Annotated in this window: 15 protein-coding genes; 6 read left to right on the top strand and 9 right to left on the bottom strand. The window is 71.3% G+C overall.

Annotated features, from left to right (window positions below; translation table 11 throughout):
• Nucleotides 1-2: 2 nt before the first annotated feature.
• The gene (locus AB0C12_RS16950; RefSeq protein WP_360548755.1) at nt 3-413 is read right to left on the bottom strand and encodes a VOC family protein; all 411 of its coding nucleotides are present in this window, start codon (nt 411-413) and stop codon (nt 3-5) included.
• A 61-nt stretch (nt 414-474) separates the two neighbouring features.
• On the opposite strand from AB0C12_RS16950, the gene AB0C12_RS16945 reads away from it, so the two are divergent.
• Nucleotides 475-1467 carry a WYL domain-containing protein gene (locus AB0C12_RS16945; RefSeq protein ID WP_360548753.1) on the top strand — a complete coding sequence of 331 codons (993 nt, stop codon included), beginning with the start codon at nt 475-477 and terminating at the stop codon, nt 1465-1467.
• 68 nt (nt 1468-1535) lie between these two features.
• On the top strand, nt 1536-2021 hold the full coding sequence (locus AB0C12_RS16940) for a G5 domain-containing protein (RefSeq protein WP_360548752.1): 486 nt from the start codon (nt 1536-1538) through the stop codon (nt 2019-2021).
• A gap of 16 nt (nt 2022-2037) precedes the next feature.
• On the opposite strand, the gene AB0C12_RS16935 is transcribed toward AB0C12_RS16940, so the two are convergent.
• The 7 genes from AB0C12_RS16935 to AB0C12_RS16905 all read right to left on the bottom strand — a co-directional run bounded on the left by AB0C12_RS16935 (nt 2038) and on the right by AB0C12_RS16905 (nt 7072).
• On the bottom strand, nt 2038-2889 hold the full coding sequence (locus AB0C12_RS16935) for a hypothetical protein (protein ID WP_360548750.1): 852 nt from the start codon (nt 2887-2889) through the stop codon (nt 2038-2040).
• 1 nt (nt 2890) lies between these two features.
• The gene (locus AB0C12_RS16930) at nt 2891-3907 is read right to left on the bottom strand and encodes a hypothetical protein (RefSeq protein WP_360548748.1); all 1017 of its coding nucleotides are present in this window, start codon (nt 3905-3907) and stop codon (nt 2891-2893) included.
• A gap of 90 nt (nt 3908-3997) precedes the next feature.
• On the bottom strand, nt 3998-4369 hold the full coding sequence (locus AB0C12_RS16925) for a hypothetical protein (protein ID WP_360548746.1): 372 nt from the start codon (nt 4367-4369) through the stop codon (nt 3998-4000).
• Between the two features lie 26 nt (nt 4370-4395).
• On the bottom strand, nt 4396-4881 hold the full coding sequence (locus tag AB0C12_RS16920; RefSeq protein ID WP_360548744.1) for a roadblock/LC7 domain-containing protein: 486 nt from the start codon (nt 4879-4881) through the stop codon (nt 4396-4398).
• Between the two features lie 51 nt (nt 4882-4932).
• The gene (locus tag AB0C12_RS16915) at nt 4933-5952 is read right to left on the bottom strand and encodes a helix-turn-helix domain-containing protein (RefSeq protein WP_360548742.1); all 1020 of its coding nucleotides are present in this window, start codon (nt 5950-5952) and stop codon (nt 4933-4935) included.
• 33 nt (nt 5953-5985) lie between these two features.
• Nucleotides 5986-6366 (bottom strand): hypothetical protein, encoded by a 381-nt coding sequence (locus AB0C12_RS16910; protein ID WP_360548740.1) that lies wholly within the window; start codon nt 6364-6366, stop codon nt 5986-5988.
• 202 nt (nt 6367-6568) lie between these two features.
• Nucleotides 6569-7072: a DUF4388 domain-containing protein gene (locus AB0C12_RS16905; RefSeq protein ID WP_360548738.1), complete on the bottom strand. Its 504-nt coding sequence runs from the start codon at nt 7070-7072 to the stop codon at nt 6569-6571.
• A 163-nt stretch (nt 7073-7235) separates the two neighbouring features.
• On the opposite strand from AB0C12_RS16905, the gene AB0C12_RS16900 reads away from it, so the two are divergent.
• A complete protein-coding gene (locus AB0C12_RS16900; protein ID WP_360548736.1) occupies nt 7236-7598 on the top strand; it encodes a VOC family protein in 363 nt (120 codons plus the stop codon).
• On the opposite strand, the gene AB0C12_RS16895 is transcribed toward AB0C12_RS16900, so the two are convergent.
• Nucleotides 7588-9177, bottom strand: a complete 1590-nt coding sequence (locus tag AB0C12_RS16895) for a methyl-accepting chemotaxis protein (RefSeq protein WP_360548734.1) — start codon at nt 9175-9177, stop codon at nt 7588-7590. The two genes, AB0C12_RS16900 and AB0C12_RS16895, sit on opposite strands and share 11 nt — an antisense overlap.
• 44 nt (nt 9178-9221) lie before the next feature.
• Between AB0C12_RS16895 and AB0C12_RS16890 the strand changes: the two genes are divergently transcribed.
• From AB0C12_RS16890 to AB0C12_RS16880, 3 genes are read left to right on the top strand one after another with little or no spacing between them, the layout of a single operon-like run.
• The gene (locus AB0C12_RS16890; protein ID WP_360548732.1) at nt 9222-10442 is read left to right on the top strand and encodes a deoxyguanosinetriphosphate triphosphohydrolase; all 1221 of its coding nucleotides are present in this window, start codon (nt 9222-9224) and stop codon (nt 10440-10442) included.
• Nucleotides 10443-10461: 19 nt separating this feature from the next.
• Entirely contained in the window at nt 10462-12306 is a 1845-nt protein-coding gene (gene dnaG / locus AB0C12_RS16885; protein ID WP_360548730.1) for a DNA primase, read from the top strand.
• On the top strand, nt 12303-12836 hold the full coding sequence (locus tag AB0C12_RS16880) for a hypothetical protein (RefSeq protein WP_360548728.1): 534 nt from the start codon (nt 12303-12305) through the stop codon (nt 12834-12836). Before dnaG ends, AB0C12_RS16880 begins: the two co-directional genes overlap by 4 nt.
• The last annotated feature ends 14 nt before the right edge of the window (nt 12837-12850 follow it).

The raw sequence follows: 12850 nt of genomic DNA, 5'->3' as shown, positions 1-12850 counted from the left end.
ACTCACCCGTGGTGGCAGACGGCCTCGAGGTTGATGCCGTGCGGATCGAGCACGAAACCGCCGTAGTAGTCGGCGTGGTATTCGGGACGTACCCCGGGCGCCAGCAGCGACGACGCGCCGGCGGCCAGCGCCGCCCGGTAGAAGGTGGTCACGTCCTCGCGGCTGTCGACGGTGAAGGCCAGGTGCATGTTCGTCCCGACCGTGCCGCCGTCGATGAGCCAGAAGTACGGCTTGACGTCGGCCAGCCCGAAGCCCGTCATGGCGGTCGGCTGGTTCGGTGTCGCGTTCGGCGGGATCTCCAGCATCTTGGTGATGCCGATGCTGGCCAGCACGGGCTCGTAGAAAGCCACCGCCGCGGCCAGGTCGGGCACGGCGAGGTTGAGGTGGTCGATGCGGGATCCGGATCGGTTCATGACGTCAGCCTGGCAGTGGTAGCGGACACCGAATGACCGCTACGGGCGGGAAGATCGGTCCGTGGCCACCACCTCAGCGCGTCTGCTCACTCTGCTGTCCCTGCTCGGCGCGCGGGCGAGCTGGTCCGGGCCCGAGCTGGCCGGCCGCCTCGGAGTCAGCCCCCGGACCCTGCGCCGGGACGTGGAGGCCCTCCGCGACCTGGGCTATCCCGTCCCCGCGGTCAAAGGCCCCGACGGTGGCTACCGGCTCGGTACGGGCAGCAAGCTGCCACCGCTGCTGCTTGACGACGAGCAGGCCATCGCCGTCGCTGTCGCCCTGCAGACGGCACCGGCCAGCGTGTCCGGCATCGACGACGCCGTGGCCCGGGCCCTGACCAGCATCAAGAACGTCATGCCGGCGCACCTGCGCGCCGAGGCCGAGGCGATGCACCTGACGGCCATCCGCAATGCCTGGGACTTCGCCGCTCCGCCGATCGCCTCGGACACGCTCAAGGCTGTCGGCTACGCGGTCCGGGCCGGCCACCTGCTGTACTTCGAGTACCTCACCGCCGACGGCCACCGCCTGCACCCGGGCGAGCCGGGCTTCGCCCCCGCCCGGCGGGTCGAGCCGCACCACCTGGTCACCTGGGCCGGCCGCTGGTATCTCGTCGCCTACGAGCCGGCCGGCCAACGGTGGACCGTGCTGCGCGTCGACCGGATCCACCCGCAGGCCGCGACCGGGATCCCGTTCCAGCGCCGGGAGCTGCCCGAGCGCAGTGTGGCCCGCTACGTCATGCGCAGCTACGACCGCGGTGACACCCCGGCCCGCTGGCAGTGCCTCGGCGTCGTGCTCATCGAACTGCCCGCGGAGGTGGTGGCCCGCTGGGCGCCCGGCGGGTCGGTCATCGAGTACGTCGCGCCGGCCCGTACCCGTCTCACGCTCGGCGCCTGGTCCTGGGCCGGGATCGCCGGCCTGCTCGCCACCTTCGACGCCGATCTGACCGTCGTCGAGCCGGACGAGCTCAAGGCGGCCTGCCGGACCATCGCCGACCGGTACCGCCGGGCCGGGCAGTAGCCCCCTGGGCCGCCCGGAACGCCCGAATGGCTGATTCCGGGCGGGAACCGGACGCCCAGACTGTGCGAGTGAAAATTGAGACATCGACCTGGACCCGGCTCGGCACCGCGCAGAAGGCCGGCATCATCGTCGCGGCCGTGGTGGTGCCGGTGGCCGGCGTACTGGCGGTGATCGGTGCCATCGGCGGCGACTCCTCCGCGCCCGCGGCCACCCCCGAGCGTCAGCCGGCCGCCGCCGCCACGGCGGTCGCGTCGGCGTCGGCACCCGCCCCGGCGGCCGGGAAGTCGCCGGGGGTCCGCAAGCGCACGATCACCGAGACCGAGCCGATCGCCTTCAAGTCGCGCACGGTCAAGGACAACTGGCTGCCCAAGGGCACCCGCGAGCCGCGCACCGCCGGCATCGACGGGGTACGGACCAAGACGTACGAGGTGACCCTGGTCGACGGCCGGGAGACCAAGCGCAAGCTGCTCAAGTCCGAGGTGACCCGCGAGCCGGTGCCCGAGGTGGTCGCGATCGGCACCAACACCGGCCCGGACGACAACGCCAACGGCTGACGATGCTGATCCACCGTCACGGCAACAGGTGTCGCCACCACGGCACTCGCTGCGAGCGTACGGAAGGGAACAGCGGCGCTTCGTCGGTGCGTTGGTCCTGATCCTGGCCGTATAGGACCAGCGCCTGAGGGGTAGGCGTACGGATCCACAACGGCGCGCCGATGACCACCCGGTCGTACGCACCCGCATCGGTCTCGGCCGGATCGTCACTCACGTCGAGATCCTGGTACGCCTCCAGCATCCACTCGCCGGAGTTGCCCAGATGCCCATAGGTGAAGCCCCGCCGGCCCCGTTCGTTGGCCGAGCCGCCCTGATGGCAGAGGAGATTGACGGCTTCCCGGGCGATCTCCTCCTCGGTCGTCCCGGTGGCCACGTCCCGGCCGAACGATGAGATGAACCGGAAGATCTCCGGCGCGGCTGACGACGACCATCCGGTCCGCGTTGTCGGTGCGGTTGCGATGACGTCGGCGAGGTTGTCCATGCTGCCGAACATGCAGATCGCCACCCGGGATCCGGTGCTGGAACGCGCCTCGGTAAAAATGGAGACGGTGTCCTCAATCTTGCCGAAGTTGACGAACTGGGCAAAGGTCAACGTCCCGTGGCCGGCCGCGAAACGTACCCGCGGCGGTGTCACGAAGTCCCGGACTGTCTGCGCCGAAAGGTAGCGTTCTATCCGCGCGGCAACCGCATCTCGGGCGGGAGCTGGACGCGGGCGGTCGATCTCGACGCTGGGCAGGAACGGCCCGGTCGGCGATTTGTACTTCGTGGAGCCAGCGGTGCTCACATTGAGGCCGCCGTCCCGGGCGATCCGGGCGATCTTCCGCTCCGACCAGTAGAAGTACTCCCGGATGTCGGGGGGTGCGCCCATGTCAGTTCACCAGTACCCGGACCGGCTGCATCTTCGTCGAACCGCATCGCGGGCAAGCCGCCTCGGCGAGTCGCCGGACCGGGCTCTCGTAGCCGATTCCACAGGTCCAGCGGCGGCAGCGCAGTATCACCGTGGGAACACGTCGTCTGGTGGTTTCACGGAGACCAACGGCGTCGACGGTCCGGATTCCCCAACCGGTCAGCCCGGCGGAGGTGTACTCGTCAAGGAAGTCGTGCAGTCTTCTCTCGCTGTACCGGTCGTAGTCAATGGGAAGATAGTGAACCCAGCGGGGCTGCTCAGCGGCCAGTTCCGGTAGGCGCTCTCGCAAGTCGTCCAGATAGGCGCTGGGGGATTCGAGCAAGCCTGGGGAGTGGTAGTCGCTCAACTCGCCGATGACCACGACGGCAGGCCCGGCGGCCGGGCGATAGACGCGCACGTGCACCGTCATCGTGTAACTGCCGGGCAGGCAGGTCAGCAGGAACTGGTCCGCCAGCGTCGGTCCCTCCCTGCTCGGTGTCATCGTCACAGCGGGCGGCAGGGCCTCGTACTCAAGCGATTGAAGTTCGGAGTCTGCGTCCGCGAGGGAAGCGTTGACACCGCGGTCTTCCATCAGTTCCTGAGCAGCCGCAAGAAGACGTCGGAGAGTGCCCGCGAATCGACCGGCCGTCCGTGGATGCGGTGGTCCGTTCAGTTCGCTGGCCTGCTGCTCCAGGTGCCTGAGCCGCAGGCCGGCATGGACAAGGGCAGCTGCGGGATCATCGGGTGCGGCTTGATGGCCGAGCCGGGCAGCGGCGTCCAGCCTCAGCAACTCGACGAGGTGATCGGCGGCCCGTTCGTACAGAATCACGGAAAGCTGCTCGTCTGCTGACGGAAAGCGCATCGCCACTTCGACCAGGGGGATCTCGGCGCTCGCGCCGTAGCTGTTGCCCCATCGGGTCAGCACCGCGTGCAGTTGTCTGGAGTCTGTCACCGAATCGACCACCCCGTGGTGTTGCCGGACGTCGATGCAGATTCTCACTCATGACCATCCATTGCAACCCTTCGCACAAGTCTGGATACAGAGCGTGGGGAGGGTGTGTCGGCACCCTCCCCACGTCCATTCCCCGGCTCAGACGTCGAGGTCGTTCTCGATGCGCTTGAGCTGGTGGCGGGCCATCGCCAGGTTGGAGCGGTCCCGGCGCAGCGCCACGTACAGGAACAGGCCCTTGCCCGAGCGGCTGGTCAGCGGCCGGATCAGGTGGTACTGGCTGTCCAGCGTGATGAGGATGTCCTCGATCTTCTCGGTGATGTTGAGCATCTCCATCGCCCGCAGCTTGGCCCGGACCACGTCGGTGTTGCCGGCCGCCGCGACCGTCAGGTCGAGTTCCTTGCCGCCGCCGACAGTGCCCAGGGCCATGCCGCTGGTGTGGTCGACCAGCGCGACACCGACGGCACCGTCGATGTCCATGATCTCTTTCAGTGCGGTTTCCATGTCAGCCATGAGATTGGTTCCTCTTTCGTGTGGGGTCAGCCGGCTTGCCGGCCGCGGAAGGTGCTCTGCAGGGTGGCCATCGGCGTACGCCGGGCCAGTGGTGTGGACGGCCCCGTCTGCGTCGGGATCTCGGGGCGGTGCGGCGCCGGCGCCTCCAGGACGAGGATGTTCACCAGCCGCCGTACGGCCCGGCGGGCCTCGAGGTGCACCATGGCCAGGTTGGCGTTCCCGGTTGTGACCAGGGTCAGCAGGGCGTTCGGGCCCGCGGTGTACGAGGTGATGTAGCCGCCGTCGCACTCCACCACCGACTCGCGCAGCTCACCGTGGTTGACGGCGTGCGCGAAGCGCCGGGCGAGGGCCAGGTGGGCGGCGGCCAGGGCGGCCAGGCTGTCCGGTTCGATGCCGTGCGCGTCGTGCGCGACCACCATCCCGTCGGCGGTGGCGAGGACACTGCCGGAGAGCTCAGGCAACCGGGAGCGCAGATGGCCGAGTTCCGTCAGTACCGCCGGATCCACCGTCATCCTGGGTCTCTCCTTCCTGGTCGGGCCGCACCGGTGGGGGAGGGGCCCGGGTCATCGCAGGGCTCGCAGCGCGGTGCGGATCCGTTTCAGCAGCACCTCGTCGGTGCCGGTGTGCAGCTGGCCGGTGTCCGCGGCGACGTCTTTGGGCAGCTTCGCCCCGGGCTTGCGGCGGGCCAGCCGCGGAGGCCGGTCCGCTCCGGGCGTCGGGGCCAAGCCCGACTGCGGGGCCGCGCCGGGCGGATCGCCCGAGGCCGGAGCCGGTCGCGGCCCGGCGATGATGGGTACGGTCGGACCGTCCGCGGGCGACAGAGCCGGCCGGCGTACGTCCACAGCGGTGCCACGGGCGCGCGGTAGCCGTACGAAATCGGGTTGGGCTGTCTCCCGCTCGCGGACCTCGGGCCGCTCGATCAGGCCGAGTGCCGCCAGCCGGCGCAGCTCCTGGATCGTCGCGTAGCCGGCCCGGCCGAGCAGCTGGGCCAGGTCCGCCGGGGTGCGCTGGCCGTCGGCGTGCACCAGCAGCTCCCACTGCGCCGCGGTGAGCGTGACCCGTTCGACCGGCGGGCGCGGCACCGGGATGACCGGCGCCGTGTCGAGCTGCGGATGCGGGTAGATCTCGTCCAGCAGCCGCGCCCGCCGGCGGGCCTCGCGGGTGACCGCCGCCGGATCGACCCGCACGATCGGGCCCAGCCAGTGCGCGGCCCCGTCCAGGAAGTCGACCGGCGCCGAGGCGGGGGACAGCGCGAAGTAGGCCGCGTCGTAGGTCGCGCCCAGCACGCACAGCTCCAGCTCGCCCTGGGTGAGGTGGCCCTGGTCGAGCAGCAGCCGCCCGACCTGCGCGCGGGAGGTGCCGGCGTCCAGCGCGGCCTGCCAGGTACGCGCGGCCAGCCGGCCGGAGGCGGTCAGCAGCTCGCCGACGCCCGGCGCGGCCGCCGACTCGGCGTAGCTGACCTGACCCTCGATGAGGTAGACCGTGCCGCCGGGGTGGCCGCCGACGACGAGTGCGCCGGTCTGCCGCTCGCCCGCTGCCTGCGTGAGCAGACGCCCGGGCGCAGCGGTCTTCGAGGGCTTCACCGTCACTCCTTCTCACCGGGTCGGTACGCGACATCAGGTCGCCACGAGCTCGTCGGCGAGGGTCTGCATGCGGCGCCGGGCCACGGCGAGGTTGCCGCGGATCCGGTCCAGCCACACGTAGAGCACCAGCCGGCTGTCGAAATCGGTCTGGACGAGCCGCAGCAGGTGGTAGCCCCCCGCGGTCGTGATGATCAGGTCCTCGAGCAGGTCGTGCGGTACCGCCGAGACGAACAGCGATCTGCTCTGGGCGGCCTGCACGACGTCCGCCGTGCCCGCCGCCGCTGCGTCGTGGTCGGAGTTGGGTGCGGCTCCGGTCGTCGCGACCGGGAAGCCGGTGGTGTAGTCGACGATGCTGGCGCCGATCGCGCCCGGTATCGCCATGGCCTCCTGCAGGCAGTTCTCAACCCCGGGCACATCTCTCCTCAGCCGAGTGATGTTCCCGCCGTTCGCCGTGCCCGGCCGCTGGCGGGACTGCCGGGCTTCGTTGCCGCGGCCGGCCGGGGTGGTGCTGGGTGTGGCCGGCCCGGATCTTGTCGTCCGCGCCGTCACAATGGGCCATCCTGCGGCCACCCCGATCGGGGCGGTCGCACCCGGTGTGCGTCATCGCCATCGGCGTTCATCTCGTTGTTGTCACGCGGCGGCGGGTCCGCCGGGCGGGCCGCAGGCGGTGCGGTGCGGGCCGGGTGTAGAGCCGCTGGGCGGCCTGCGTACCGAGCGAGCCGAGCTCGATCGGGGCCACCGCGCCGAACCAGTGCCGCTCGCCCGGCACGAACCGCATCGGCGCCTCGTCACTGCCCTGCAACAGTGCGTGGGTGGCGGCGGTGATGGCCGCGACGACCCGGCAGGCCAGCTCGTGATGGCCGAGGTGACCGTCGCGCACGAGCGCCCGGCCGACGGTCCCGGTGCCGCGGCCCGCCGCGTACGCGGACTGCCACGCCGCCGCGGCCAGCCGCCCGGAGGTGACCAGCCGCTCGCCGATGCCCGGGCAGGCCGCCGACTCGGCATGGGTGATCCGGCCGGCGACCAGGTAGATCACCCCGCCCGGGGCGCCGCCGACATGCAGGGCCCCGGTACGCCCCGACTCGGCCAGGTTGGTGAGCAGGCGGCACAGTGCGTTCACGGTGGGCTCTCCTCCGGCCGACCAGGCATCGGCCTTTCAGGGGAGTCTCGGCCGCCGGTCGGCAGGAGGTCGCACGGGCGGTGCGTTGTTCCGATCGTGGCCGCGCAGCCGCGTGCGCGTAACATCATCGCCACTTTCGATGGCGTCACGTGAAGGAGTGCCGATGCCCGTTCAGTGGGAGCAGGTCGTTGTCGACGCGGAGGATCCCGCCCGGCTGGCCCGCTGGTGGGCGGAAGCTCTCGGTTACCAGATCGTGCACGAGGAGCCCGGCGAGGTGGAGATCCGGCGCACCCCGGACACCATGCCCGGCCTGCTGTTCACGCCCGTGCCGGAGGCCAAGAAGGGCAAGAACCGGCTGCACCTGGACCTGCGGCCGGACGACCAGGAGGCCGAGGTCGAGCGCCTGGTCGACATGGGCGCCCGGCCGGTCGACATCGGCCAGCACGAGGTGAGCTGGGTGGTGCTCGCCGACCCGGAGGGCAACGAGTTCTGCGTGCTCGCCTCCCGCAAGCCGGCTAGTACGTGAACTGACCGATCAGTCCCTGGATCTCGCCGGCGGCGGCGCTGACCCGCTCGGCCGAGCGCCGGGTGGTGTTGGCCCCCTCGGCGGTCGCCCCGGTGGACGCGGTGATGTTCGTGACCGTGCCACTGATCTCGGTGGCCGCGGTGGAGACCTCGCTGACGTTGCGGGCCATCAGCTCGGTGGTCGTGGACTGCTCCTCGACCGCCGCGGCGATGGTCCGCTGGCCGTCGTCGATCCGGGTGATGACCCCGGCGATGGTGTCGATGGCTCCGGCCGTACGCGTGGTCATGTCCTGGATCGCACCGATCTTGGCGGTGATGTCGCTGGTCGCCCGCGCGGTCTCCTGGGCCAGGTCCTTGACCTCCGAGGCGACCACGGCGAAGCCCTTGCCGGCGTCGCCGGCCCGGGCGGCCTCGATCGTGGCGTTGAGCGCCAGCAGGTTGGTCTGCTCGGCGATGGCGGTGATCAGCCGGACGATGTCGCCGATCTCCCGGCTGGCCTCGCTCAGCGTGGACACCAGCGCGGTGGTGGTGGCGGCGTTCTCGCTGGCGGCGGCCGTGGTGGTGGCGGCATCGCCGGTCTGCCGGGCGATCTGAAGGATGGAGGCGGACAGCTCCTCGGTCGCCGTCATCATGTCGGTGACGGAGTGTGACACCTGTTGGGCGGCGCTGTCCGCGTTGCGGGCCTGCCCGGAGGTCTGCTCCGCCGAAGCGTCGAGCTGACCGGCCAGGTCGCGCAGATCCCCGCTGGCCGAGGTGAGCGCGCCGGCGCTGGTCGCGGTGGCGGCCACGGTGGACCGGATCGCGCGCAGCGCCCGGTTCAGCGCCTCGGCCATCTCGCCCAGCTCATCGCGGCGTACGACCTCCACCTTGACGGTCAGGTCGCGGCCGGCGGCCGCCCGCAGCGCGGTGACCATCTGCCGCAGCGGACGGCGCACGGCCCGCACGGTGAACATCGCGGCCGCGGCGGTGAGCAGCGCGCCGGCCAGGCCGGCGGCCAGGATGAGCCAGCCACTGGTACGGCTGGAGTCCACCCCCGCCCTCGCTGCATCCTGCACCGCCACCAGCATGTTGTCGTCGATGGCGCCGAGTCCCTCCTCCAGCTGCCCGAAACTCTCCAGGAACTCCGGCAGCCGGGCGGCCGCCGCGGCGTGGTCCCGCTCGGCCAGCGCGACCAGGCTCTCGGCTGCCTCCCCGTACGCCACGACAGCCGGGCGGACCTGCGCGTACTCGGCGGCCAGCCGGTCGGGCGCCAGCTTCGAGGCTGCGTCGTACTTGGTCACCAGCGTCGTGGCGTGCTCGCTCACCTCCGCCACGGCATAGGCCTCACGCTGGGCCGGCGTGGTCGCGTAGAGCGCCGACATCACGTCGGCGCGCAGGCCGTCGTGCATCATGTCCGCGTTCCACTGGCTGCTCATGCCGTCACTGATGGCCGCGATCTCGTCGGTGGCGTCGGCCTGGTTCGCCGATCCCCACTCCGCGGTGATGCCGACCAGCGCCACCGAGGCGACGCCAATGCCCGCCATCAGGATCAGCCGGGCGACGATGGTGAACCGGGATCGGGTGTGCGAATCGGACTCCACACCAATCGCATCGGCCGACGCGACGGACGCCTTAGGGTGGGGACATGACGGACGGCGATGCCCACCGCTGGGTGCGCGAGCCCGCCAAGGACAGCGGCTACGGGCGTACCCAGTACGAACGCGACCGGGCGCGCGTCCTGCACTCGGCCGGCTTCCGCCGGCTCGCCGCCAAGACCCAGGTGCACACCGCGGGCTCCGACGACTTCCTGCGTACCCGGCTCACCCACTCGCTGGAGGTCGCCCAGATCTCCCGCGAGATGGGCGCCCGGCTCGGCTGCGACCCGGACGTGGTGGACGTGGCCGGGCTGGCCCACGACATCGGCCACCCGCCCTTCGGGCACAACGGCGAGGCCGCGCTCAACGAGGCCGCTGCATCCTGCGGCGGCTTCGAGGGAAACGCGCAGACCCTGCGCGTGCTCACCCGGCTGGAGGCCAAAGTCGACGGCGCCGGCCTCAACCTGACCCGCGCCTCCCTCGACGCAAGCTGCAAGTACCCCTGGCCGCGCCGGCCCGGCCGGCGCAAGTTCGGGGTGTACGACGACGACCGCCCGGTCTTCGACTGGATCCGCAGCTCCGCCCCGGCCGGCGAACGGCAGTGCCTGGAGGCCCAGGTCATGGACTGGGCGGACGACGTGGCCTACTCCGTGCACGACGTCGAGGACGGCGTGCACGGCCGCTACCTGTCGCTCGCGCCGCTGCTGCACGACGCCGACGAACGCGCCGAGCTGTGCGCCGACGTGGCCGCCACCTATTCGGACGAAACCCCTGAAGCCCTGGGTGAGGCCCTGCGGCTGCTGCTCGCCGACGAGGTGGTGACCGCCGTCGCCGGCTACGACGGCGGCTACCGCTCCCAGGTCGCCCTCAAACGGATGACCAGCGTGCTGACCGGCCGCTTCGTCTCCTCGGCGGTCGGCGCGACGAACAGCCGGCACGGCTCCCGGCCGGTCCGCCGCTATGACGTCGACCTCATCGTGCCGCGCACCGTCCGTAACCAGTGCGCCCTGCTGAAGGGGATGGCATTGCGCTACGTGATGCGCGCCCGCGCGGCCGAGGACTGGTACGAACGCCAGCGCGAGATCCTCGTCGAGCTGGTCACCGTGCTCGGTGAGCGGGCGCCGGACCAGCTGGACCCGATGTTCGCCGAGCTGTGGAAGGCCGCGGAGACGGACGCGGCCCGGCTGCGCGTGGTCGTCGACCAGGTCGCGTCGCTGACCGACCCGGCGGCCGTCGCCTGGCACCGGACCCTGATGGCAGCGGGCCGGTGACGCGAGGCAGTATGTAGCCGTGGCGGGCAGGGTCAAGGACGAGGACATCGCGTTGGTCCGCGACCGGACCTCGATAGCGGACATCATCAACGAGACAGTGACGCTGCGCTCGGCGGGCGGCGGCAACCTCAAGGGGCTGTGCCCCTTCCACGACGAGAAGACCCCGTCGTTCACCGTGTCACCCGCCCGAAATGTCTACTTCTGTCATGGCTGTGGCGCGGGTGGCGACGCCATCAAGTTCCTGATGGACGCCGAGCACCTGACCTTCCTCGAGTCCGTCGAGCGGCTGGCCGGCCGGGCCGGTATCCAGCTGCGCTACGACGAGTCCGGTTTCAGGAACGAGGGCCCGCGCCAGCAGCCCGGCCAGAAGCAGCGCCTGATCGCCGCGCACGCGGCCGCCGCCGAGTTCTACGCCGAGCAGCTCAGCACCCCCGGCGCCCGCAAGGCCCGCGAGTTCCTGGCCCAGCGCGGCTTCGGCCGCGACGCCGCCGAGAAGTACGGCTGCGGCTTCGCCCCCGACGGCTGGGACCTGCTCGCCAAGCACCTGCGGCAGAAGGGGTTCACCGCCGAGGAACTGACCGTCGGCGGGCTGGCCAAACCGGCCCGTTCCGGCTCGCTCATCGACCGGTTCCGCCGCCGCCTGCTCTGGCCGATCCGGGACCTGACCGGCGACGTGATCGGCTTCGGCGCGCGCAAGCTGTTCGACGACGACGGCCCGAAATACCTGAACACCCCGGAGTCGCCGCTCTACAAGAAGTCGCACGTGCTCTACGGCATCGACCACGCCAAGCGGGAGATGGCCAAGCAGGGCCGCGCGGTCATCGTCGAGGGCTACACCGACGTGATGGCCTGCCACGAGGCCGGTGAGCCGACGGCCGTGGCGACCTGCGGCACCGCCTTCGGCATCGACCACATCGGCGTGCTGCGGCGGCTGCTGATGGACAGCGACAGCTTCACCGGGGAGATCATCTACACCTTCGACGGGGACGCGGCCGGCCAGAAGGCGGCGCTGCGCGCGTTCGAGGAGGACCAGCGTTTCGTCGGGCGCACCTTCATCGCGGTCAGCCCGGACAACATGGACCCCTGCGAGCTGCGCCTGGCCCGCGGTGACCTGGCGGTCCGCGACATGATCGCGAGCCGGGAGCCGCTGGTCGACTTCGCGCTGCGGCAGACCCTGTCCCGCTTCGACCTCGACACGGTCGAGGGCCGGGTCGAGGCGATGCGCCGGGCCGCGCCGCTGGTGGCCAAGATCAAGGACCGGGAGAAGCGCCCGGAGTACGCCCGCAAGCTCGCCGGTGACCTGGGGATGGATCTGGAGCCGGTGCAGCGGGCCGTGGCCGCCGCCTCGTCGCCCGAGCAGTCCGGCGCGCCCACCCCGCGCAAGCCGGCCGACAGCCCGCAGCGCCTGGTGGAACGTGAGGCGTTGAAGCTGGCTCTGCAATATCCGGTGCTGTCGGGCCCGATGTTCGACGCGCTGGGGCCGGAGTGTTACGGCGACCCGGTCTTCCAGGGCATCCGCAAGGCGATCGCGGCGGCCGGCGGCACCGCCTCGGCCACCGGCGGCGCCGGCTGGATCGAGGCCGTCCGCGACCTGTGCGACGACCTGGGCGGCAAGGCCCTGGTGGGCGAGCTGGCGGTGGTCCCGCTGCACGTCGACGGCGAGGCCGACCTGCGGTACGTGCAGGTGACGCTGGCCCGGTTGCAGGTCGGCGCGGTCACCACCCGGATCAAGGAACTGAAGTCCAAGGTGCAGCGGATCAACCCGGTCGCGCACAAGGACGAGTATCTGGCTCTCGCCGGAGAGCTCTTCTCGCTCGAACAGCACGCTCGCGCCTTGCGCGACCAGGCGGCAGGTGGATTGTGAGTCTCTTTCGTCGGCGTCCGAAGCTCCCCGCCGCGCTGCGGCCGGCCCTCGAGGCGGAGGAACGCGTCCTGGCGTGGGCCTTCGTCGGGGACCCGGGTGGTGAGCAGGTGCTGGTCGCGACCAACCGCGGCCTGTGGCTGCCCGGCGGCGAGCGGCTCGGCTGGCACGAGATCCACAAGGTGGCGTGGTCGGGCCGCGAGCTCGTGATCACGCCGGCCGAGGTGGCCCAGGAGCGCGACGGTTACACGGTGCAGGTCGACGCGCCGGTGCGGGGGTTCCTGCTGCTGGAGCCCGGTGAGCTGCCCGATCAGGTGCGCACCCGGGTGACCCGCTCGGTGGCGTACACGTCGCACCACCCGCTGCCGCCCAACGGCGGGGTCCGGGTGGTCGGCCGCCGGGTGAGCGGGGTGGACGGGCTGAGCTGGGCGGTCCGCTACGACGCCCGGACGGCCGTGGACGCCGAGCCGATCATCGAGGTCACCGACCAGCTCGTCGGTTCCGCGCGGGACGCGACCACCCCGTCGCTCTGAATTTTGTCGGACCC

It is taken from the genome of Actinoplanes sp. NPDC048967, from assembly GCF_040649415.1.
Classification (GTDB): Bacteria; Actinomycetota; Actinomycetes; order Mycobacteriales; family Micromonosporaceae; genus Actinoplanes.
This window is presented reverse-complemented; position numbering and strand designations above follow the sequence as displayed.